The sequence below is a fragment of the Citrobacter sp. MGH105 genome (genome assembly GCF_001037485.2).
GTDB classification, from domain to species: domain Bacteria; phylum Pseudomonadota; class Gammaproteobacteria; order Enterobacterales; family Enterobacteriaceae; genus Citrobacter; species Citrobacter portucalensis.
In genome coordinates this window covers 1,546,680-1,569,603 of record NZ_CP073048.1, presented here as the reverse complement: position 1 = coordinate 1,569,603, position 22,924 = coordinate 1,546,680, and the positions used below count along the sequence as shown (strand labels likewise).

General features: G+C 47.2%; 17 protein-coding genes and 2 pseudogenes. 8 read left to right on the top strand and 11 right to left on the bottom strand.

The window, feature by feature from the left end; translation table 11 throughout:
* Positions 1–102 precede the first annotated feature (102 nt).
* From SK35_RS07325 to SK35_RS07315, 3 genes and pseudogenes are all read right to left on the bottom strand, one after another.
* Complete coding sequence (locus SK35_RS07325; protein WP_082193817.1) at positions 103–2,058, bottom strand: aminotransferase class III-fold pyridoxal phosphate-dependent enzyme; 1,956 nt, start codon at positions 2,056–2,058, stop codon at positions 103–105.
* Positions 2,059–2,070: 12 nt separating this feature from the next.
* A complete protein-coding gene (locus tag SK35_RS07320) occupies positions 2,071–3,207 on the bottom strand; it encodes a radical SAM/SPASM domain-containing protein (RefSeq protein ID WP_075551238.1) in 1,137 nt (378 codons plus the stop codon).
* A gap of 276 nt (positions 3,208–3,483) precedes the next feature.
* Positions 3,484–4,206, bottom strand: a pseudogene (locus tag SK35_RS07315) (IS3 family transposase); the annotation flags it as partial.
* A gap of 95 nt (positions 4,207–4,301) precedes the next feature.
* Here SK35_RS07315 and SK35_RS26825 point away from each other — a divergent pair.
* A pseudogene (locus SK35_RS26825) lies at positions 4,302–4,643 on the top strand (GNAT family N-acetyltransferase); the annotation flags it as partial.
* A 203-nt stretch (positions 4,644–4,846) separates the two neighbouring features.
* On the opposite strand, the gene SK35_RS07310 reads toward SK35_RS26825, so the two are convergent.
* Positions 4,847–5,479 (bottom strand): DNA-binding protein, encoded by a 633-nt coding sequence (locus SK35_RS07310; RefSeq protein WP_048215836.1) that lies wholly within the window; start codon positions 5,477–5,479, stop codon positions 4,847–4,849.
* Positions 5,480–5,665: 186 nt separating this feature from the next.
* Positions 5,666–7,564, bottom strand: a complete 1,899-nt coding sequence (locus tag SK35_RS07305; RefSeq protein WP_048215835.1) for a methyl-accepting chemotaxis protein — start codon at positions 7,562–7,564, stop codon at positions 5,666–5,668.
* Positions 7,565–7,935: 371 nt separating this feature from the next.
* Between SK35_RS07305 and SK35_RS07300 the strand changes: the two genes are divergently transcribed.
* Positions 7,936–8,475 carry a DUF2058 domain-containing protein gene (locus tag SK35_RS07300; protein WP_020996692.1) on the top strand — a complete coding sequence of 180 codons (540 nt, stop codon included), beginning with the start codon at positions 7,936–7,938 and terminating at the stop codon, positions 8,473–8,475.
* Positions 8,476–8,580: 105 nt separating this feature from the next.
* On the opposite strand, the gene pgtA is transcribed toward SK35_RS07300, so the two are convergent.
* From pgtA to pgtC, 3 genes are read right to left on the bottom strand one after another with little or no spacing between them, the layout of a single operon-like run.
* Positions 8,581–9,828, bottom strand: coding sequence for a two-component system response regulator PgtA (gene pgtA, locus SK35_RS07295; RefSeq protein ID WP_048215834.1), 1,248 nt, complete (start codon positions 9,826–9,828; stop codon positions 8,581–8,583).
* The gene (pgtB, locus tag SK35_RS07290; protein WP_187426984.1) at positions 9,818–11,812 is read right to left on the bottom strand and encodes a two-component system sensor histidine kinase PgtB; all 1,995 of its coding nucleotides are present in this window, start codon (positions 11,810–11,812) and stop codon (positions 9,818–9,820) included. The genes pgtA and pgtB overlap by 11 nt, the downstream gene beginning before the upstream one ends.
* An 11-nt stretch (positions 11,813–11,823) precedes the next feature.
* Positions 11,824–13,023, bottom strand: coding sequence for a phosphoglycerate transport regulator PgtC (pgtC, locus tag SK35_RS07285; RefSeq protein WP_122973797.1), 1,200 nt, complete (start codon positions 13,021–13,023; stop codon positions 11,824–11,826).
* Between the two features lie 414 nt (positions 13,024–13,437).
* On the opposite strand from pgtC, the gene pgtP reads away from it, so the two are divergent.
* Complete coding sequence (gene pgtP / locus SK35_RS07280) at positions 13,438–14,829, top strand: phosphoglycerate transporter PgtP (protein WP_003834854.1); 1,392 nt, start codon at positions 13,438–13,440, stop codon at positions 14,827–14,829.
* Between the two features lie 109 nt (positions 14,830–14,938).
* Here pgtP and SK35_RS07275 read toward each other — a convergent pair whose 3' ends face one another.
* Complete coding sequence (locus tag SK35_RS07275) at positions 14,939–15,181, bottom strand: DUF2545 family protein (protein ID WP_008785383.1); 243 nt, start codon at positions 15,179–15,181, stop codon at positions 14,939–14,941.
* Between the two features lie 439 nt (positions 15,182–15,620).
* On the opposite strand from SK35_RS07275, the gene lpxP reads away from it, so the two are divergent.
* Complete coding sequence (lpxP, locus tag SK35_RS07270) at positions 15,621–16,541, top strand: kdo(2)-lipid IV(A) palmitoleoyltransferase (protein WP_048215832.1); 921 nt, start codon at positions 15,621–15,623, stop codon at positions 16,539–16,541.
* Between the two features lie 41 nt (positions 16,542–16,582).
* On the opposite strand, the gene SK35_RS07265 is transcribed toward lpxP, so the two are convergent.
* Positions 16,583–17,197 carry a lysozyme inhibitor LprI family protein gene (locus SK35_RS07265; protein WP_032944115.1) on the bottom strand — a complete coding sequence of 205 codons (615 nt, stop codon included), beginning with the start codon at positions 17,195–17,197 and terminating at the stop codon, positions 16,583–16,585.
* A gap of 343 nt (positions 17,198–17,540) precedes the next feature.
* Here SK35_RS07265 and ypdK point away from each other — a divergent pair, with 343 nt between their 5' ends.
* Positions 17,541–17,612 (top strand): membrane protein YpdK, encoded by a 72-nt coding sequence (gene ypdK, locus SK35_RS07260; protein WP_010723117.1) that lies wholly within the window; start codon positions 17,541–17,543, stop codon positions 17,610–17,612.
* Positions 17,613–17,679: 67 nt separating this feature from the next.
* On the opposite strand, the gene alaC is transcribed toward ypdK, so the two are convergent.
* Positions 17,680–18,918, bottom strand: a complete 1,239-nt coding sequence (gene alaC / locus SK35_RS07255; RefSeq protein ID WP_048215831.1) for an alanine transaminase — start codon at positions 18,916–18,918, stop codon at positions 17,680–17,682.
* A 387-nt stretch (positions 18,919–19,305) separates the two neighbouring features.
* Between alaC and SK35_RS07250 the strand changes: the two genes are divergently transcribed.
* The 3 genes from SK35_RS07250 (at position 19,306) to SK35_RS07240 (ending at position 22,898) form a co-directional block, all read left to right on the top strand.
* On the top strand, positions 19,306–21,003 hold the full coding sequence (locus SK35_RS07250) for a sensor histidine kinase (protein ID WP_008785387.1): 1,698 nt from the start codon (positions 19,306–19,308) through the stop codon (positions 21,001–21,003).
* Positions 21,004–21,017: 14 nt separating this feature from the next.
* Positions 21,018–21,752 (top strand): LytR/AlgR family response regulator transcription factor, encoded by a 735-nt coding sequence (locus tag SK35_RS07245; protein WP_003834866.1) that lies wholly within the window; start codon positions 21,018–21,020, stop codon positions 21,750–21,752.
* A gap of 123 nt (positions 21,753–21,875) precedes the next feature.
* Positions 21,876–22,898 carry a hypothetical protein gene (locus SK35_RS07240; RefSeq protein ID WP_048215830.1) on the top strand — a complete coding sequence of 341 codons (1,023 nt, stop codon included), beginning with the start codon at positions 21,876–21,878 and terminating at the stop codon, positions 22,896–22,898.
* The last annotated feature ends 26 nt before the right edge of the window (positions 22,899–22,924 follow it).

Genomic DNA, 22,924 nt, shown 5'->3' with positions numbered 1-22,924 from the left:
TTTCAAATAGATAGTCACCTTCGAACTCACTGCCAATGGAAATAGCTTTGCATGATAAAGATTTTAATTTCTGGTCAACATAATCATTTTCGTTAAAATATATTATGGAAGTGTTTTTTGATTGAGATGAAAAAAATTGAAATAAAAATCAAAATATATTTTTCGCGTTGGAAAATTATCGAAATGATCCCAACTTAAGGAAGGACAGAGGATCAGGTCCGCCTGAAAACCTCCAAAATCCCGATCAGTTTCAGTAACCTCCGCAATTAACCATTCAGCACCGATTCCCAGGCCCGGTTTGTAAGACATAAACTCAAATTGAGGGCACTGCCCTCCTAATAAAGTGTGTGCAGAGATACCCAACAATTCCTCTATAAGTTGTGTAAAAAAAATAGTTGTACTACTTTTCCCATGAGTTCCAACTATAGCAGTACATTTAGCAAATGATTTAGATATAGAACCCAGAAGCTTTGCTCTCGGAATTAATTCCAGACCTAGCCTACATGCTGTAGATAACTCACAGTTTCCATATGTAATTGCGCTACCAAAGATTACTGCACTACGATCAAGAAGATTATCTGGGGAATGACTATCAAAAACCTGAGTTAGATTCGCCTTTGATAAATTTAATTTCTGCACAAGGGAAAGATTATTATCACTTCCTGTAACATCAATCCCCATATATGATAAAAACATACCTAACGCCCCTACACCTTCCCCCCCAATACCAATGCAATGAATTTTTATCGGTCTATTAGCACTATTCATATATATATCCATATTTTTTTTGATTGAGCGAATGGAGATAGTTAACCGTTGAATTACTTCATAAATCTCTTGGCTTGAAATATTTACTCTAGGACGAAATTCTATAACATCTTCAGCGCCAAGGGGGCATAGCCTTAAATACAGACCATTCCTCCTAGCCTCAAGAATCAAATCTATCCCCAAACCAGCAGTAACAACACTTGATATAAGTTGCAGTCCTAACATGAACCCTAAGCCTTTGACGCAAACAAATATATCTTTGTTTTTTTCAACGATTTTCAACAACAATTCATTTAATTTTATTGCAGCATCACTTGCAGCTTCAAAAAAACCATCTTGGGACATTTCCATTATTGTCGAATGAATGGCTGCACAAGAAATCGGGCTTCCTCCCCATGTTAAACTGCGTTGATATCGATTAATTGAAGCTGAATCACTAGCCAAAAGCAACGCTCCGCATCCAGGTATTCCGATACCACTAATGCCCTTTGCGAGACATATTGCATCCACCTCCAAACCAAAATAATCTACCGCAAAAAAACCACCCAACCGACCAAATGTCTGTGATTCATCCGCAATCATATATATGCCTCTATTATGACACCATTCTTGCAATGTATGCCAAAATTGATGAGGCCAAGAGTGACATCCCGTTGCACCACTTATTGGTTCAAATAAAAAAATGGCTATTCTTTTATTTTCTTTTGTGCGTAAATAATCAATCCTTGATAACTCAGAAGATAGACACTCAGCCGAACAAGTATCGGGTACCTTTCTGAAAGGACAGTTATTACAACCACTAGTAATAATTGTGATTTTTTTAAGTGAGAACGTTTTTATTATAGATTCAGACTCTCTCATATCATTTGATAACATATTTGTTGCTATCGTTTGACCAAAGTGGCCTACATCTAATGTCAATATATACTCTGCTGAGCTTTCAGCTAACATATGCTTTATTCCCTGCTCCACAGAGGTACTTCCTCCCGAACTACCTTTAATATGGATTTTTCTAATGTATTTTGGAGATATTTTTTTAAGACTATTTAAAGCGTTATCTTGGGCATCACACTTCAAATACCCTGGAAGTGATGTTACACCATGAGATAATTGTGCATGCATTGCTTCTATTACTGTTGAATGTGAATATCCCAATAATGCACCTGTCAGACCACAGCATGCATCAATTACACATTCTCCCGATGTAAGCATTACATGCGAACCATTAGCAGTAGCACATAAATCATGAGGGTAATCGTAACAAGATACTTTATTTCCATCATTCAGCATATAATACCTCTCTCACAAAAAATTAACATGCGGATCATTTGGAATATCTTTTATATATATTTCCCCATTTTTAATACCTTCAATATAACTGAACATTTTCTCATATTTGCATGTAGGACACCTTTGCATATTCATGTTTTTGATCCATTCAAGATGTCGTTCGCTTCCCCATAATGAATCAAGCCTATTTATTTTTATATTGCCCAAAGAGTTTTTTTCTTTTTCCATTGCGGATTGCCCTAGAGGAAGGCACGGATAAAAATCACCATTGCCATCAATGAAACAAATAAGCCCTTGCGTTACAATTGGACATTGTCCATTAGTATAAACCCTAGAAGCCATTGTATCTCTGACAAATGCGCTATAATTAGTGAAAACATTATTGTTCTGTGCCAATTTATTTATATCCATCTCTATTGCAACAAATTCTTTTATAACTTCAATGGGAACCAAACCAGAAACTTTCATCAATGGTCGATATAATACATAATCAATCTTTAGCTCTTGAATTCCAAACATTAAGAAGTTAAGCAAATCAGACGGTAAAACAGTGAATGGATTAACCACATACCCTATTGATACAATTGGACCATGGACTAAAGATGTTAGATGTTTTATATTTTCAATAACTCGCTTAAAATTCGAACCACTTACACCAAAAGCTTTTGAATGCATATCCTTATTGCTTCCGTGCATAGAAAACTTTACCCACGAAATTTTTTCAATCCGGGACATTAAATCACAATTAATTCTAAGACCATTTGTGATCATGCCAATCTCTATCGAGCCTGCAAGGCATATATCAATAAAATCGTGTAATCTTGGATGAATAGTTGGTTCACCTCCACCTGAAATAACAATAGACTTAACTTTTAATTGACATAAATCTGCAGCTAGGTTTAACAAACTATCTGAAGGTATTAATTTTTTTGATGCGAAATCAGATGAATAAAAACAAAAACCACATTTTGCATTGCAATGTAATGTAGGGTGAATTTCCACAGTAATAGGTTGTAATAACGCACTACTTTCTCGAGGGAAATGAGCAATTATACGTTTTGTCACACTAACATTTAGAGCTAAATATCCATCTGTTTCTCTCGTACTAATGGGCGAGATGCTCATATCATCACAATACTTATCTATCATTACCATCTCCTTTAAATCAATCCACACATAGCATTTCGCTTTATTGTATAAAGTGAAGAGCCAGACGCTATTTATTGTATAGCCTATATTTTTGGATATGGCACAGATTTATTAATTTTGTATGCTTTGACTTTTGGATGCAGTACATGGCAAATTGCGGTGTTCGATGTAACGGTAATTAAGTATCAGGCGCCCAGCGCTATTGCTGTAAGTACTGCCTGAAGACCTTCCAACTCGAAGAAATACACGATAAAGTCATCGGTTGGTATGAAGTGGTCAACAAAAACTGGCCACCGCGTTAGAGTTTTTCCAGTATCGGTTTTCCGATTCGTTTGGTGGTAACCCACCATTATACTCGTGCGGTCTTAGCACGCTGTAATATCCAACGATATAGTCCGTTATTGCGTGAGCTGCATCGCTGAAGCTTACATAGCCCGTCACCGGCACCCATTCGTTCTTCAGACTTCTGAAGAAACGCTCCATTGGGCTGTTATCCCAGCAGTTTCCACGCCGACTCATACTCTGCTTGATCCGGTATTTCCACAGTAACCGCCGGAACTGCCTGCTCGTATAATGACTGCCTTGATCGCTGTGGAACTTCACTCCGACGGGCTTACCACGCGTTTCCCATGCCATTTCCAGCGCTTTCATGGTGAGCCTGCTGTCCGCATTGCCCAGCCCACTGGTTTTCTTGCGAACAGATCGAGAACAACGGCGAGGTACACCCAGCACTTACCCGTCCAGATATAGGTCACATCACCGCACCACACCTGGTTTGGCTCCGTTACGGCGAACTGTCGCTCAAATAATTCGAGATGGCAACGTGCTCATAACCGCCACGTTTATACCGGTGAATCGGCTGCTGGCAACTACCAGCCCCAGCTCTTTCATGAGCCTGCCGGCAAGCCAGCGCCCCATCTGATAGCCTCTCTGGGTCACCATAGTGGCGATGCTTCTTGCTCCGGCCGAACCGTGGCTGATGCCATGCAACTCAAGTACCTAACTGCGTAATTCTTCTTTTCATTGGTGCACCTGTGTTGTTCTGAGGTGAGCATATCACCTCTGTTCAGGTAGCCAAATTCAGTAGACCACTTCACTACACACTTTCTGGTAGCTGCTTCGAAAAAGAAACACTTCCGTCGAATACACAGAAACGGAAAGTACCTTATGCCAATGTGCCAAGTGTCACATTGGGCCGTCTGGCAATTCACAAAAGCCTTCATGGACAAGCATGGGGAACAACACTGGTTAAACATGCTATGACAGTAGTTTATCTGGCATAGCAGGCGGTTGGTGTACATGGCATGTTTGTTGACGCTCTTAATGAGCAGGCAAAACAGTTCTACCTAAAACTCGGCTTTATCGCCCTTACGGGAAATAACGCAAACTCGCTTTTTTATCCGACGAAGACCATCAAAAAGCTGTTTGAAACATAGTAAGCAAAACTTAGCTGCTGGTAACATGAATATCGCTACCAGCCCTCCACAAACAGTGTATCCCTCGCAGTATCCCCCCCCCCCCGATGTTATAACCATAAAATACACATTTAAATCAGCACGTTAAAATGCATCATGATTCCTGCAGGGGACACCATGAATTCTTATGCTCCCCGTTATAATCCTTTCATTTACCAGTCAGTTCATCCCTGGGCCAGGCGATAAAAAGGCACATTCCTCACTGTTGCAGTAAGATTGTCGGACACCATTGTCTGCTTTGTCGCTATCCGCATCCCTGCTTTTCTCAGCCTCAACACATCAGCGGCAATACGCTGGCTGCCAAACCAGAAAAGCCCGTCCAGTGCAGTGACATCAAGGCCCGATTCCAGTGCCAGCTTCAGACGTTCACGCGGCGCTTTTACTGTTTTAGCAATCTGCTGATATGGCGCTTCGCTTGAACCTGCAGGACTAATGCGCCGGATACGATGTGACAGGCGGTACTGAAATTCATCCGGTATCCCACCGAGACTCGCTTTCAGGCTGTAAACACAACCAAAGCGTTTGCCGTTAAAGATGACGTTTTTCTGACTAAGCTGCAGCTCTTCACGCACGCTGGCAATCAGTTGTGGAGTACGGAGTAATAACAAGCGGAAAGGCAGCTCAAAGCTGGTCACATAGTCCACATTCAATAAAGCAATACGCAGACGTTCTTGGGGCCCCGCCTTCATTTCCCGGCATTCAGCAATAACATCAGCCCACTGGCCGGTAAGACGGGAACACTCTGTCGCCTCAGTAAAACTATATTTTTCAGCCTGATAATCAATACGCTCGGTCACACTGAATTCCCTTCTGGCCAGATCTCGGTATTGGTTGCTCACTTTACCAGCGACGACATCCCTGTGTCAGAAATCTTTTTCTAACCCACTGAAAGTGCCTGACCAATCTTCCCTCGTATCCTCACCATGAGGATACGACAACTAACCGACCCGGTATGTTTTCCGGGTCGGTTAAACGGCGCCACGTCAGACAACAAAACGGTTAACCAGATCCTTCATGGTTGCCGACAGATTGTCCAGCCGCTGGCTGTCGCTCGCAGCCTGAGATACCAACGCCGCATTTTGCTGTGTGACCTGTTCCATCGGTCGCAATGCCAGGTTTATCTGGGTTACCCCTTGTGACTGCTCCGTCGCCACACGAGCGATATCCGCAATATATTGCTTCATACTGGTGGTATTATCCGCCGCGGCTTCCAGCGCGGTAGCAGATGCAGTAACCCGCTCAACGCCCTCACTAATTTTGACCATATTCTGCGCGACCAACTCACGGATTTGGTTAGCCTCTTTGGCGCAACGCTGCGAAAGATTTCTCACTTCACTAGCTACGACAGCAAACCCCCTGCCCATCTCTCCTGCCCGAGCAGCTTCCACTGCCGCATTCAGCGCCAGTAAATTAGTCTGAAACGAAATATCATCAATCGAGGTCACAATATTCGAGATTTTCTCACTGGAAGCGCGAATATCCCCCATGCTCTGGTTCGCCGCACTGGCAACGTTACTGGCCTGTCGGACCTCTTTTTCCAGTCTGATTGTCAGATGCTCCGCTTCGCGGGCATTATCCGCCGTTTGCGTAATCGCAGTTGATAACTGCTCCATACTGGCCACAGCTTCTACTATTGATGCAGCCTGTTCATCTGTACGTTGAGCCAGATCCTGATTTCCCGCCGTAATACTGCTACTGGCATCGGACAAAACCACGGAGCCTTGCTTAATCTCCTGTACGATATGCTGAATACTTTCCAGCATCGTGTTATAGGCACGATTAAGTGAGGAAAGCTCATCTTTGCCCGGGGTCGCCAGACGTTGAGTCAGATCGCCATTCATACCCGCAATCTTGCGTAGCGTGTCACTAAACTGACGGTGCATATTGATTGCGATGGCCCCAGCGAACGTCAATGATGCCAGGAGCGCTAACAGGCTAACAGCCATATATATTTGCCAGTTTTTTCGTGCATCCTGCGCGAGTTTTTCTGCATTCGCCAACAGACGATTCGCCGTCACATTTTCTATCTGCCGCATCACTTCAATACGCTGGGTTTGTACTTTAAACCAGGTAGTAGGATCGACACCAAATCCACCGTTCTCGACATGGTTAAACGCGATCTCGCGAAATGCGAGGGCTTTAGACGCTTCTGCTGACTGTAAGCGGCTTTTCAACATGGCCGCCTGTTCCGGTGAACTCAGGCGTAACGATTCTGCCAACCAAACGTTCTGTTTACTGACGACATCACTGAGTTGATGTAACTGTCCGTCGGCGAAATGGCCGGAGGAAAAGATATTTGATAACAGCGCCCGTTCAATACCCGCCTGTTCTTTCAAATTCAGCAGGTTGTAGTAGGCGGCGAATGCGTTTGCCATCTCGCCTGAATCCGTCAACTGCCCCAATCTACCCACAAAATTCAGCACATCAGCAATGACATTGGTATAAAACTTAACCACATCTGATGCTGGAAGCCCCAACTGCGTGACGTTTTCGCGGATGGTAGCGAGCGAAAGAATATTTTTCTTAAACGCAGCGACAGAAGTGGCGACATCCCCTTCCGGTAAGGCAGTATCGGACAGTGACCGCACAAATACCTCGATCTCGCGATCGGTCAAAGCCCGCTGTGCGTTTAACTCATCTTTGAACGTCTTCCCTTCAGCCCCCAGAAACCCGACACTCATGCCGCGTTCTTTTTGCAATTCATGCACTACATTTCCGGCACTGCGTGCGAGCGCTGTCAGTTGGGCAATATTCTCCATCTGCCGTTCTGTCTCAATGCGCGTTAATATTCCTGAACCAGCAAACCAACATAACGCCAGTAATAATGGTTGTAGCGCAATTATTAACTTCATTTTCATCGGCATTCGATAAACCCACCACATGCCACTTCCCTCCATTATCCATATCTTCATTATGGTTATCGGCGTAAAGAAGCGGCTCTTTAAATTTGAACAATGGGCAACCGTTTGTTTTTTAGATTAAATTCTTGCCAGAATAACTCTATTTAATTACTTCAATCAGAATAAAACCCTGACTAATACGGATTTGTAAACCTATAGTCCATTTTATTAACTTATTTGGCATATTATTTTTTATTAAAAAATCAGGTAATCATTAACTGATTCAAAAGAGAGAGAAGCACAGGACAGTGACAGCAGCCCGAGATAACAGCCATGGCGCGGCCATCATTCTGGCGTCCCGTCGAACGTTAAGGTTATAATCCTTACAACGATTTTTTGGATTAGAAGCGACAATGACAAAACTTACCCTACAAGAACAGATGCTTAAAGCGGGTCTGGTCAGCAGCAAAAAAATGGCGAAAGTGCAGAGAACGGCGAAAAAATCGCGCGTTCAGGCTCGTGAAGCCAGAGAAGCGGTTGAAGAAAATAAAAAAGCACAGGTCGAGCGTGATAAGCAGCTCAGCGAACAGCAGAAGCAGGCCGCATTGTCTAAAGAATACAAAGCGCAGATCAAGCAGCTGATCGAGATGAACAAAATCACCATTTCCCGTGGCGATATTGGTTACAACTTCACTGACAATAACCTGATCAAAAAAGTTTATGTTGATAAGGTAACCCAGTCTCAGTTGATCAAGGGCCGTCTGGCCATTGCCCGCCTGACAGCTGAAAGCAGCAGCGAGAGCGAATACGCCATTATCCCGGCTGTTGTCGCCGACAAGATTGCCCAGCGCGATGCAAGCTATATTGTTCTAAATTGCGAACTGAGCCAGGAAGCGAAGGACGAAGACGATCCGTATGCTGATTTTGTCATTCCTGATGATTTGATGTGGTAAGAAAAACACCCTGATAATCACCCAGAGTTTCGTCGCGTATTTCGGTGAACGCTAGCGCCGCCACCGAAATACCGTCAACCTCTCTTCTTCCCCACACGCCATCTGCTAAAACTTATAGTGTTCCTTGCTCAGTCCGTATTTTCTCATGCGCAAATACAGTTTCTTACGCGGAATTTGTAAATACTCCGCCACTTCATTAATACGCCCCTGATGAATATTAAGCGCTTCGGTAATGATCTGTCGCTCGTACTCGTCAACCCGACGATCGAGCGGTGTCGGTTCAGGCAAATGCAGCTGTGGATTCGCGGTTTCAGCCAGTGGCAATAACCCCACGGCAAAAAGCTCGGCGGCATTGGCCAGCTCCCGAACATTGCTTAACCAAACGCGTCGCCGCATTCCTTTTAGTAATTCCCCGTCAACCTCGGGCACTGGATGGTTCAGGCGCAGACAGGCTTTCTGCAGATAATGGCGAAACAGCGGCTCAATATCATCCGGGCGCTGAGACAGCGGCTGGCAACCAATTTGCGTCATCGCAAAACAGTAATAAAGTTCGGCCACAATCTGATTAGTTGCCGCCAGTTCCACCAACGAAGTGGCGCCAATGCCAATTAAGCGAAACGGACGCCGCTCCTGGCTTTGCAAATGCACCAGCTGGTGCTGCTGTTCGCGCGTAAGGCACTCAATATGGCTCAGGACCAGCGTTCCCCCTTGCGCCTGGGCAATAAGGTCATTGAGTTGCCCCGCATTCTCTAACGTCAATTCCCCGCGGATAAACGGTCCTTCAGCGCTGCGCCCAAGCTGATGCAAATAACGGACTCCGGTCATACGCCCCGTTTCCGGCTCGCCATAAAACCAGACGGCAATATCCGTTTCAGCCAGTTGCCGTAAGCGCTGGCGGTACTGATTAACCCAGTCACTGTAGCCGACCAGTTCAACCTGGAGCTTTTGCTGGCAATAGTGACGACGAGCGATCACAGATTTTCTCTGCCGCAACGCATCCTCTACCAACACCAGCAGTTTGCCTGGATCAACCGGTTTTTGCAGAAAATCCCACGCACCTTTCTTCACCGCGTCCACCGCCATCGGGACATCTCCATGTCCGGTGATCAACAGGATCGGAAGCTGATTGTCATCCTGATGAAACAACGTCATCAGGTCAATTCCATTACAGCCAGGCATACACACGTCGCTCAGGACAATCCCTGGCCAGTCGGCCTGCAGCCAATTTCGGGCATCAAAAGGGTTACTGCATGCGAATACATGATATCCCTCCTGTTCAAGCAACAGGGTGTAAGCGTCAAGAACATCGGCATCATCATCAATAAGCAGAACAGAATATTCATCACTCAACATCGTTTACATCCGTCAGATTAAATTGCAGAACGACGCAGGCATTGCGCCCTGGTGTCGACGCCAGGCGCAGTTCGCCGTTCATTTGCATCATTAACGATACACAAATCGATAAGCCAATACCGAGGCCAACATCCTTACTGGTGGTAAACGGTTTTAACAGTGATGGTAATAATGCCCCAGGCCAGCCGGGGCCGTTATCACTGATAAATACGCACAACCGGCTGCCTTCGGTCTGCCAGTGAACCTCTATTTTCGCCACAACCGGACAGGCATCCAGCGCATTTGCCAGGACGTTTACCAGCACCTGCTGGATACGCACTTCATCACCAGCCACCCACACGCCCCGGTCTGGGAGCGTCAGCGTACCCTGCTGTGGCTTGTGTCGCATGGCCAACAGTTCCCAGGCAGCGTTGAACGTTTGTCGTAGATCTACCGGATGCAGAGGCGTGCCAGGCTCGGCCCGGCGCGCAAACTGACGCAGTGAACGGATAATGGCATCGATGCGAGTAATCAGCCCTTCCGCTTTGGTTAATGTGCTTCTGGCCTGAGCGGGTTGCCCCTGTTCGATTGCCCTCCCCGCCGTAAACAGGTACATCGACAGCGCATTCAGCGGTTGATTAATCTCGTGCGCCAGCGTGGTCATAGTCTGGCCGACCACCGCCAGTTTTGCCGTCTGGATCAGCTCATCTTGCGTTGCACGAAGATCGGATTCAATCTCCTTACGTTCGGTCACTTCCTGCTCCAGCTGGTTTTTTTGCGCACTCAACTGGCCCAGGGTATGACGCAGCAAGCCTGCGATACGCCCCAGTTCATCGCGCCCATACACCGGGATAGAGGCATCCGTTCTGCCAAGACCAATTTGCACCACGGCCTGGTTGAGCGCAGTAAAACGCTTCACCAGACGCGAGCGAATGAAGTAGTGGTTAAGCCCCCAGGCGAGAAGTAGCGCCAGCAGCGTCGCCAGCAGGATAAGTCCACCGCTGACGCGAACAATTTGTTCCAGCCGCTGGTTAAACGTCTGCATTTGCTGATGGCTACTCCCCAGTTGCGCTTCCAGCAGTGTTCGAAAGCGCCCAAGCGTAGCCTCTCTGGCATGGCTGGCATCAACCAGCGCTTTTTGCGCTGCGACATAATCGCGCATCGTATCGGGCATTTTATTTTTCATCATCCCGATTTCCAGCAGCTCATCGATAGTTTGTCGCAGTGTGATAGTGCTGGGCCAGTCATCGAGGGTGCGGATATTTTCATCCGCCGTTTTCTTCAGATTTTCCAGGTAGCGGATGTGATTCTCCACCAGCATGCCATCGTCGCTACCCGATTTCAGTTCATTGAGTCTGTCGCGTAAATCATCAACGATCTGGTTTTCAATTCTTGCCAGGGTGTAGACCTGCTGCTGCTCGTTTTGCACCTCTCGGGCACGTTTGAGATACAGCGCCGCATCACCATTTTTGGCCTCGATTTGATCCAGCAACGTCCCCTGCTGCCAGGTAAAATCCTGCACCAGTGAATTCAGCTCAGTAGTAAAATCATCATGTAGCCAATCAATGCGCGCGGAAAGTTCGCTCACTTTTTCGCGGACAAGGAACATGTTGTAGAGCACCCGGTCCAGTTCCGCCATCAGCGCCCGGCTGTCCTGCAAAATCACCGCCAGTTGCTGCTGTTCTGCTGGTTGCAACCCCCTGCTCAGCACTTCGATTTTATCCAGATGCGAGATTATCTGATTGCGCAGTTGCAGCCTAACCGTCGTATTGGGAGCCAGCAGGAATTCATTAAGCTGGTCCACAACCAGATTGAGATTCCCTTCAATCAAAAAAGCGGAATGCACGCGCGGGAAGTAATCATCAAGCGAATAGCGTATCTGCGAGCTCTGCTCATGCCAGGAGTATAAACTGACGCAGCTTACGCTCAACGTCAGTAATGCGCCCGTTAGAAAGGCTCCCCGCAGGCTGCTGCTGATGCTGAGTTGGCGAAGGCGTTGCAGTATCGATCCACCTTTCATTTTAATTCTTCCAGTTTTGATATCGCCTGACGCTGGTTTTTAAGAAACCAGAGCTGCCACTCCATCATCTGCTGTTCGGCAACGCTTTTATTATCAAACTGCGCAAGCCAGGCTTCATCTTCACTACTTTTGGCATCTATCGGAACGCTGGTCAGTAAGGCTCTGATTTCGGGTAGCGGGCGTTTCAGGCGTGCTTCCGCACTGTATAGTGCCCGCCATGCATCCTTCAGTTGCGCAAGACGGAAACTGATGGCGGTATCAAACATCCGCTGCACTAACTGTTGTCGCTTAAGGATCAGCCGATAATTAAGCGGAGGCTGGTTCATTAAAATAGCCTGCTGAGCAGCGCGGGGATTATCAGATGCGAGCTGCGTTACCGGATATTTCCCCGTATTCGCATCAGCAAGGATCCGCTGTCCCTCCGGGCTTAACAAATAGCGGATAAAACGACGCGCTTCATTGGGGTGCTGGCTGTTCTTGAGAACAGCAACATAGGTTGGCGATACCGCCGAGCGTGGAAAATAGGTAAAAGCCAGGTGAGGATCGTTAAGCAACAGGTTGGCATAGTTATCAATGACCGGCCCCGCCACGCCCAGGCCACTCTTAATTTTGTCGGCTACGCCAAAACTGCGTGATGAAATCGTCACCAGATTTCCAGCACTCGCCAGCAGCGTCGCCCACCCCGCTTCCCACCCTTTTTGCTGTAGCAATGACTCAACCATCAGATGGTTGGTATCCGAACGCGATGGGCTACTCATCAACAGCGCGTTCTGATATTTGGGCAGCGTTAAATCCCCCCAGTCGGCAGGAGGCGACAGATGTCGTGCCACCAGCGCAGAACGATTAATCAACAGACCAAAACCAGATATCGCCACTGCCACGGAGGTCGAACGGATAGAGTCTGGCACCAGCCGCTGGCTTTCCGGCAACGCATTTTCGAAGGGCGCCAGCTTCTGATGCTCCTGCAGATGCTGTAACAGCATAGGGGATGAGGTCAAAATCAGATCAACATTTTCCGCATTCGCGGTATCCAGCAGTTGCTCCAATGAACTGCTGGTCCGGTTTAACGTGCGAATCATCACCGACCCCGGTTCAGTCTGCCAACGCTGAATAATCCAGGCCGTTGCCCCAGGGGAAAAGGTTGTCGCCATTACCAGCTCTTTACCCTGCGCCAGGCAACTCACCGACAACGACATAAAACAGAGCGAGAACGCCCAACAACGCCCCCGGCCCAAAAGTCTGTTTGTGATCCCGTTCATAAATACCAACATATGCAAAAAAAATATTGAGACAAAACTTACCCGTTTATCACCGACTGGGGGAAGAATAAGGTTATTCGTAGAATAACCAAACGGAAAGTGACGACATCGGTAAAGAATACCCGAAAATGCAGTCTGAATTTGTTAATATCCGCACACGCCGATGATAAAAGCGTCCGTAAAAGAATAGAATTGAAAAGCCATTATTTAAAAAGAGTCAAAATAAGCCACACCATCTAAAAATTGAGTCAATAGTGACACATTTCATCTATTTGAATTTCTCGCCCGCCTATTTCACTCTTCACTACGAAAAATCCTGATATTCACATCAATATAAATTTAGGTGATGATATGTTATCCATATTTAAGGCAGGGCCTTCAGCAAATAAAGTCCCGGCGGAGAAAGTCCAGGAAACTTATGGCCGATACCGCATTCAGGCATTACTCAGCGTATTTCTTGGCTATCTTGCGTACTATATTGTGCGTAATAACTTCACGCTCTCAACACCTTACCTGAAAGAACATCTGGATCTCAGTGCCACGCAAATTGGTCTACTCAGCAGTTGTATGCTTATTGCCTATGGGATCAGTAAAGGCATTATGAGTAGTCTGGCAGACAAGGCCAGCCCTAAGGTCTTTATGGCATGCGGCCTGGTTCTGTGCGCCATCGTAAACGTCGGTTTAGGATTCAGTACCGGATTCTGGATTTTTGCCGCTCTGGTCGTTTTCAACGGTTTGTTCCAGGGTATGGGTGTTGGCCCTTCATTTATTACTATCGCCAACTGGTTTCCGCGTAAAGAACGTGGACGCGTCGGCGCATTCTGGAATATTTCTCACAACGTTGGCGGTGGTATTGTCGCTCCGATTGTTGGTGCCGCCTTTGCCATTTTAGGGAGCGAGCACTGGCAAAGCGCCAGCTATATTGTCCCGGCCGGTGTTGCCGTACTGTTTGCTTTTATTGTGCTGATGCTGGGGAAAGGTTCACCGCGCCAGGAAGGCTTACCGGCTCTGGAACAAATGATGCCGGAAGAAAAAGTAGTATTAAATTCCCGACACGCTGTCCAGGCACCAGAAAATATGAGTGCCTTCCAGATTTTCTGCACCTATGTGCTGCGTAATAAGAATGCCTGGTATGTTTCACTGGTAGATGTCTTCGTCTATATGGTGCGTTTTGGCATGATTAGCTGGTTGCCTATTTATCTGTTAACCGAAAAACATTTCTCGAAAGAGCAAATGAGCATCGCTTTTCTGTTTTTTGAATGGGCGGCAATCCCTTCCACATTACTGGCGGGCTGGCTTACCGATAAACTGTTTAAAGGCCGTCGCATGCCGCTGGCCATGATTTGTATGGCGCTGATTTTCGTCTGTTTGATCGGCTACTGGAAAAGTGAATCCCTGCTGATGGTCACTATTTTTGCCGCCATTGTGGGTTGCCTGATCTATGTTCCACAGTTCCTCGCTTCTGTTCAGACGATGGAAATCGTTCCCAGCTTCGCAGTAGGTTCTGCAGTAGGACTGCGCGGATTTATGAGCTACATTTTTGGCGCATCGCTGGGCACCAGTCTGTTTGGCGTAATGGTCGACAAAATGGGGTGGCACGGCGGCTTCTATCTGCTGATGGGGGGTATTGTTTGCTGCATCCTGTTCTGCTACCTCTCTCATCGCGGTGCGCTGGAACTTGAGCAACAGCGAAAAAATGCTCAGCAAGAGGAAGCATCACTCCAGTTGGCGGATGCCCGGTAATTCATTTCGGCCTCACAAAAAAGTGCCAGCGATGCTGGCACTTCAATAAACTCAGATAAATAATAAATAACTCAAGGTGATAATTTATTGCTAAACGTAACATTCCAAATTATTGCTTACCATCCGCGACCATAAAGCGAATGATCAAACCACATGTCGGGGCAAGAAACAGGAATAATCCAGTTACCATTTCGTTACCATTGGTCAGCCGCATAGTAAAAACGTAAATTAATGCCGTAAGGATGGCCATGCCGAGAAAAGCGCTAATTGACGCCGCAGCGCCTATAACCTGCCAGATATAGCAACTGACGCACAGAATGCTCAGTATGAGAAAGGTCCAGAAATAGAGCATAGCGATACCTCCTGTCTGCCGTAAACTTAACGTAAGTCCTTACACTCCCTTAACTTTATATTCTAAGACAATTCCTATCCGCTTGCAATTTGAGCAACATTTTATTCACAAAAATCATTCGACCGCTTACTATTACACTGTTCTCCGTCGTTTATTTAATCATCATAAAAACAACGAATTATATATAGGCGAAATTTTGCCCTTAATCGCCCTAAAAACATTTACGAATCTTGAGTAATTATTTCTGGCTGACATTAATTTTCGGGTGTACATTGTGCGTCCGATCATTCATGCCCCCTCGTGGTTTTGTCCTGACTCAGTTTTACACTCTTTACAGGAACCAATGTCGTTCATGGCGGCCTAACGATCAGTGCAGAGTATAAAGCGACAGGCAAAGAATCTTCGCGATACATCTATTTCGTATCAACAACAGGTGCTTATGTTCCCCCAATGTAAATTTTCACGCGCGTTTTTGCATCCGCGCTACTGGCTCACATGGTTTGGTGTTGGTGTGCTCTGGTTACTGGTACAGCTTCCCTATCCCGTATTGTGTTGTCTTGGTACCCGTACAGGAACGCTGGCTCGTCCATTTTTAAAACGCCGTGAATCTATTGCTCGTAAAAATCTCGAACTCTGTTTCCCAAATCTGTCACAGGAAGAAAGAGACAAACTGGTCGATGAGAATTTCCGTTCGCTCGGCATGGGGCTGCTTGAAACAGGTATGGCCTGGTTCTGGCCGGACCGCCGGGTGCGCAAATGGTTTGATGTAGAAGGGCTGGACAACCTGAAGCGCGCTCAGATGCAAAATCGTGGCGTGATGGTCGTTGGCGTACACTTTATGTCGCTCGAGTTGGGTGGTCGCGTAATGGGGCTTTGCCAGCCAATGATGGCAACCTATCGCCCGCACAATAATAAGTTGATGGAGTGGATCCAAACCCGCGGTCGTATGCGCTCCAACAAGGCAATGATCGGCAGAAATAATCTGCGTGGTATTGTCGGCGCCCTGAAAAAAGGCGAGGCAGTGTGGTTTGCCCCCGATCAAGACTATGGTCGTAAAGGGAGTTCTTTCGCCCCCTTCTTCGCAGTCAAAGACGTGGCGACCACCAACGGTACCTACGTGCTGTCACGATTATCGGGCGCAGCAATGCTGACCGTAACCATGGTGAGAAAAGCAGATAACACCGGTTACCGCCTGTTCATTACCCCAGAAATGGAAGGTTACCCGGCAGATGAAAGCCAGGCTGCGGCGTATATGAACAAAATTATCGAAAAAGAGATCATGCGTGCACCCGAGCAGTATCTCTGGATCCACCGTCGCTTCAAAACTCGCCCGATGGGTGAAGCTTCGTTGTATATCTAAAAAGAAAGGCCGTAAGGCCTTTCTTTTTTTCTACGGTTGAATTACTTAACGCCCCATTTGCTGTGCAGCTCAGCCATTCGCTCGTTGTAATTGCGGGCGATGCAGGCTGATTTATCCTGTTCCTTCCAGCACTCGTTACGCCCTTTCACCCAACCGCGCTGCTCTGCTTTCAGCGTCGGGTTATTGCTCGATTTAACCAGCGCCTGCTTGTAGGCCCCGTTTAACGCTAAATCCATTTCTGAGAGCGAAGGACTCTGGCAGATAATCTCTTCGATACTGCCCTTTGCAACCGCAGCGCAGGAAAAAGAGGGTCCAGTGCTGGTCGATTTTTTGGCCCCAGAAAAGTCAATATTATCTTCAGGCAGGCATACCCCGTGCTTTCGATTCGGCCCACTCCAGGAAACGTCCGGATTTCCGTCATCTTTACGAGAAATAGAAACCGTATTGTTCCCGCTTTTGGCTTCCCAGTAATTTTCATTGAAGGCCTTCACCGTCGCCTTCGAGCCATCAATCCAAACATTGCCTTTGCCATCACTATTCACGCCACCAATACTTGCGCAGCTGAAATTAAACGCCAACGGTGAGGCCGCCATCGACGTCAATGGCGTAAAAACGAGTGCTAACATCATTAATCTGGTCATTTTTAACCTTTTCATTATCTCATTCCGCGAAAAATTAACCGCATTAACATCATGGCGATATGAGAATTCTCCGAGTAACCATTACGTCGCTCAATAGCAATTTATTACCGGCAGAAATTAAACTGTCGCCGAATCACGACAGTTGTAAGTTATTAAAATTAAATAAAAAAATGCCTCTTGTCTCTCCTCATTTTTAGGCGTACATTAGCGCCGTCTGGAGCATTAAAGCTCAGAATTCTGAGGTGATGCAGCCAAGCAAATGAGGGGGATTCTCCCTTTCGTTCGCGAGTGCATCAGCTCTATGTCAGGTAAGCATATGTTCATTTAGACGTACCCCAGGTACGCGGAGAGATGAAAAGTGAAATATTTCTTTATGGGCATTTCTTTTATGGTCATCGTTTGGGCCGGTACTTTCGCCCTGATGATCTAAATTAAAAGACGCAGCAAAAAAACAGGAGCCATCAGGCTCCTGTTTTGCATTTTGGGGAAACATTCTATCAGTCGATACTTTCAGAAGCCGGTTTTGCACTGGTCGGTAACAGGCCATCTGCGCGAAACATCGCCTTGATGCCGCGAATAGCCTGGCGGGTACGGTCACGGTTTTCAATCAACGCAAATCGCACATGCGTATCACCATAATCACCAAACCCAATCCCTGGCGAAACGCATACCTTCGCTTCGTTCAGCAGCTTCTTGGCAAACTCAAGTGACCCCATCCCAGCGTATTGCTCTGGAATTTTCGCCCAAACGTACATTGAGGCCTTTGGCATCTCGACCATCCAGCCTGCTTCATGCAGTCCTTTGACCAGCACATCACGACGACGTTTATATTGCTCAGCGATATCCCGCACACATTGCTGATCGCCTTCCAGCGCGGCAATTGCCGCAACCTGCAGTGGCGTAAAGGTCCCGTAATCGTGATAGCTCTTGATTCGCGCCAGCGCGTTCACCAGCGTTTTGTTGCCCACCATAAACCCGATACGCCATCCCGCCATGTTGTAGCTTTTCGAAAGGGTGAAAAATTCAACAGCGACGTCGCGAGCGCCGGGTACCTGCATAATCGATGGCGCCTTCCAGCCGTCATAAACAATATCAGCGTAGGCCAGGTCGTGAACCACCAACACGTCATAGCGTTTAGCCAGGGCCACCACTTTCTCAAAGAATTCCAGCTCGACGCACTGCGCGGTCGGGTTGGATGGGAAACCTAAGATCATCATCTTCGGCTTCGGGTAACTTTCGCGTATTGCGCGTTCCAGCTCATTAAAGAAGTCGACACCCTCAACCAGCGGCACTGAACGCACCTGCGCGCCTGCAATCACCGCGCCATAGATATGGATGGGATAACTTGGGTTGGGCACGAGGACCGTATCACCGTGATCGAGCGTTGCCAGCATCAGGTGCGCCAGCCCCTCTTTGGAACCGATGGTCACAATGGCTTCGGATTCAGGATCGATCTCAACGTCATAGCGTTCCTGGTACCAGCGGGAAATCGCCCGACGCAAACGCGGAATGCCGCGTGAGGTGGAGTAACCGTGAGTATCCGGGCGCTGCGCCACGGTACACAGTTTTTCGACAATGTGAGGAGGCGTGGCCCCATCCGGGTTCCCCATACTGAAATCGATAATATCTTCGCCGCGCCGACGCGCAGCCATCTTCAGTTCAGCGGTGATGTTAAAAACGTACGGGGGAAGGCGATCAATACGCGTAAAGCGACGTTCAGGGCGGGAGTCAGCCATAATATCCTCAGATTAACGTTAGCGCCCGGACCGTCCGAGCGACGCTGCCACGATGGTGGCACGTTTAGAAAATAGCCTGAATAATTTCCTTCTGTCGAGAGGCAAAACAAAATATTTTTTCCTGACGAAAAAGAGGAACAGCTGAGTAAAATGAGGAAATAACCATTTTCACAACCCGCCAAAAATTACCATCATTTAACATTTTGTTGTTAAATACATTACCTTGAACGCAGTGCTCACAGGACAGGTATTGTAAATACAACAATCATGCAACAATCCCCTTTTAATATTATGGTTTTTCCCCATTAGCTCTGAACTGCGGGGATGCTGGTCATCCTGCCTCAGGTTACCTATCATAGTGGTTTAACCCTTGCGCAAGAGTCACCCGTGCACGAAATATTCAATATGCTGCTGGCGGTATTTGACCGGGCAGCACTGATGCTGTTCTGTCTGTTTTTCCTGATTCGTATCCGCCTGTTTCGCGAACTGTTGCACAAGTCAGCCCACTCCCCAAAAGAGCTGCTCGCCGTTACCGCGATTTTCTCCATGTTTGCCCTATTCAGTACCTGGTCAGGCGTACCGGTAGAAGGTTCTCTGGTCAATGTGCGTATTATCGCGGTCATGTCAGGAGGGATCCTGTTCGGTCCATGGGTTGGCATTATTACGGGGCTGATCGCAGGCACCCACCGTTACCTGATCGATATTGGCGGCGTAACTGCCCTACCCTGCTTTATTACCAGCATTCTGGCTGGCTGCATTGCCGGGTGGATCAACCGTAAGATCCCCAAAGCGCAGCACTGGCGCGCGGGTATTTTAGGCGGAATGCTGTGCGAATCACTGACCATGATCCTCGTCGTCGCCTGGGCACCCACCACCGAACTGGGGCTGGATATTGTCTCAAAAATCGGTATCCCGATGATCCTCGGCAGCGTCTGTATTGGTTTTATCGTGATGCTGGTACAAAGCGTTGAAGGTGAGAAAGAAGCCAGCGCTGCAAAACAGGCCAAGCTAGCGCTGGATATCGCCAACAAAACGCTGCCGCTCTTTCGTCAGGTCAACAGCGAGTCGTTACGCCAGGTGTGCGAAATTATTCGCCACGATATCCACGCTGACGCGGTTGCCATCACCAATACTCAGCACGTTCTGGCCTATGTTGGCGTTGGAGAGATCAACTACCGCGATAACGATGACTTCGTCAGCCCCACCACGCAGGAGGCCATAAATCACGGTAAAATAATCATAAAAAACAATGATGAAGCGCATCGCACCCCGGAAATTCATTCTATGCTGGTGATCCCGCTTTGGGAGAAAGGCGTCGTGACCGGCACGCTGAAGATCTACTACTGTCACGCTCATCAAATCACTTCCTCGTTACAGGAAATGGCGATCGGTCTGTCGCAAATCATCTCCACCCAGCTTGAAGTCTCCCGCGCAGAGCAACTACGAGAAATGGCAAATAAGGCAGAGCTACGCGCGCTGCAAAGCAAAATAAATCCCCATTTTCTGTTTAATGCCCTGAACGCGATTTCATCGTCGGTGCGGCTTAACCCGGACACCGCACGTCAGCTCATTTTTAATTTGTCGCGCTATCTTCGCTATAATATTGAATTAAAAGACGATGAGCAGATCGACATCAAGAAAGAGCTGTATCAAATCAAGGATTACATCACCATCGAACAGGCCCGCTTTGGCGACAAGCTGACCGTTATTTATGATATCGATGAAGAGGTAAGCTGTTTTATTCCCAGCCTGCTGATTCAGCCGTTGGTCGAGAACGCTATCGTCCATGGGATCCAGCCCTGCAAAGGGAAAGGTGTGGTCACCATCAGCGTTGCGGAGTGCGGCAACCGGGTACGGATTGCCGTACGAGATACGGGTCATGGTATCGACCCAAAAGTGATTGAACGGGTCGAGTCCAATGAAATGCCGGGCAATAAAATTGGTCTATTGAATGTGCACCATCGCGTTAAGCTGCTCTACGGTGAGGGATTACATATCCGCCGTCTGGAGCCAGGCACAGAGATTGCCTTTTATGTACCTAATGTGCACTCGCCCGCAGCCGCGCCAACTACATTATTGCTTTAACCAGGAGTGAAGTCGTGAAAGTCATCATTGTTGAAGATGAATTCCTGGCCCAACAGGAACTGAGCTGGCTGATAAAAGAGCACAGCCAGATGGAGATTGTCGGCACGTTTGACGATGGTCTGGACGTGCTGAAATATCTCCAGCACAACCGCGTTGACGCCATTTTTCTGGATATTAATATTCCCTCGCTGGACGGCGTATTGCTGGCACAAAATATCAGCCAGTTCGCGCATAAACCCTTTATTGTGTTTATTACCGCATGGAAAGAGCATGCTGTTGAAGCCTTCGAACTGGAAGCTTTTGACTACATTCTGAAGCCGTACCAGGAATCACGCATTGTCAGTATGCTGCAAAAGCTAGAAGCCGCCTGGCAGCAACAGCAAACGGGAACGTCTCCTGTAAGTCCGGTGGCCCGCGAAAACGATACGATCAACCTGATCAAGGATGAGCGGATCATCGTGACCCCAATCAACGACATCTACTACGCTGAAGCGCATGAAAAGATGACGTTCGTCTATACGCGACGAGAATCATACGTCATGCCGATGAACATCAGTGAATTCTGCAGCAAACTGCCGGCTTCGCATTTCTTCCGCTGCCACCGCTCGTTCTGCGTAAATCTGAATAAAATCCGCGAGATCGAACCCTGGTTTAACAACACTTATATTCTGCGTTTAAAGGATCTGGAATTTGAAATCCCGGTTAGTCGGAGCAAAGTGAAAGAATTCAGACAATTAATGCATTTATAGTGCTGAAAAAGCGTGACGAATGGAGAGTACAGCGCGCGCTTTCAGTCGTTTCCGCGACTAACAGGATAGCGGAACTAAGTTTGTAGTATATTGGTCGTCACTCTATTTTTTACAGGTGATGTCATGGCAAAGCTGAGCGAAAAATATCAACGTACATATCTACGCGAATACGCAAAAGAAGCGGAAAAAAATGCCCTGATATGGATAAGTACGGACGATTATTTTGCTGAGTGCCTGGATATTCATGAACAATGCCATCTGGATTATTCACTGCAACAACAGCTGAGTTCATGGCTTTTTATGCTGCGCATGAAGCGCAGCCCGGATTTATTAGGATATAAAACCGCGATACAGTCAAATGATATGGAATCTCTGCACTTATCCCTGCGACAGTCTGCGATGATTAAACATGTGACGCAGGGTGTGGACTCAGGCTGCGATCACAGTATTAATGTATGGACGACACTGGAGATTCTTGCCGCGGGTTTATTTGACCGAGTACCGCTCTTATTGCCTGAAAAATTGGGCATGAGTGATAACGGTCACCCTGTTAACCTGGCCATGACGAATTTAATGATGGCGGTGTGGTACAAACGTGCAGACTTTGCAGTGGATGCCAGAAAAAGAGCGCAAAAGGTACTGGCCACGAAGCAGACAGCAAGCGATATGTTCATCCTCCGCTACCTGATGGCGCTCCTGGATGAGGATATGACAGAAGCAGGGACACAACTCGATTTATATTGTAAAAGCGTATCTGCATTGAGAGAACCGGGACTCACTAAGCTCCATAAAATGTTCTGGCCATACGCGCACGGGTTATACAACATGGCTTATATTGTATTGGGCAAAGATAAAGCCAGCGCGATGCCAAAACCAACCGCAGAGTGTTTCATGGACGATCTGGCGGAATGGCAAAATAAAAATAACTATCGCCATGGCCCGCTATTTGTTGAATACCCTAAACCAATTGACCTTATTAACACCCTGATCTCATGCACGCCGCCAGAATGTTGTTTGCATCAACCCTATCTGGATACCGATAAAAAATATAAAAACACAAGATACCTGCATGCCGATTTATTTGAACAACAGATGATCAAGATAATTTTAGAAAATATGAACAGCCAGAACGACAAGGCCGGATAAGCGCTGAGCGCCATCCGGCCCTGACC

Excerpts from the sequence above, each read along its gene's own strand:
- SK35_RS07325 (WP_082193817.1), bottom strand. The coding sequence starts at position 2,058 with ATGCTGAATGATGGAAATAAAGTATCTTGTTACGATTACCCTCATGAT.
- SK35_RS07320 (WP_075551238.1), bottom strand. The coding sequence starts at position 3,207 with ATGATAGATAAGTATTGTGATGATATGAGCATCTCGCCCATTAGTACG.
- SK35_RS07305 (WP_048215835.1), bottom strand. The coding sequence starts at position 7,564 with ATGTGGTGGGTTTATCGAATGCCGATGAAAATGAAGTTAATAATTGCG.
- SK35_RS07300 (WP_020996692.1), top strand. The coding sequence starts at position 7,936 with ATGACAAAACTTACCCTACAAGAACAGATGCTTAAAGCGGGTCTGGTC.
- pgtA (WP_048215834.1), bottom strand. The coding sequence starts at position 9,828 with ATGTTGAGTGATGAATATTCTGTTCTGCTTATTGATGATGATGCCGAT.
- pgtC (WP_122973797.1), bottom strand. The coding sequence starts at position 13,023 with ATGTCGTTGTCGGTGAGTTGCCTGGCGCAGGGTAAAGAGCTGGTAATG.
- pgtP (WP_003834854.1), top strand. The coding sequence starts at position 13,438 with ATGTTATCCATATTTAAGGCAGGGCCTTCAGCAAATAAAGTCCCGGCG.
- SK35_RS07275 (WP_008785383.1), bottom strand. The coding sequence starts at position 15,181 with ATGCTCTATTTCTGGACCTTTCTCATACTGAGCATTCTGTGCGTCAGT.
- lpxP (WP_048215832.1), top strand. The coding sequence starts at position 15,621 with ATGTTCCCCCAATGTAAATTTTCACGCGCGTTTTTGCATCCGCGCTAC.
- SK35_RS07265 (WP_032944115.1), bottom strand. The coding sequence starts at position 17,197 with ATGAAAAGGTTAAAAATGACCAGATTAATGATGTTAGCACTCGTTTTT.
- alaC (WP_048215831.1), bottom strand. The coding sequence starts at position 18,918 with ATGGCTGACTCCCGCCCTGAACGTCGCTTTACGCGTATTGATCGCCTT.
- SK35_RS07240 (WP_048215830.1), top strand. The coding sequence starts at position 21,876 with ATGGCAAAGCTGAGCGAAAAATATCAACGTACATATCTACGCGAATAC.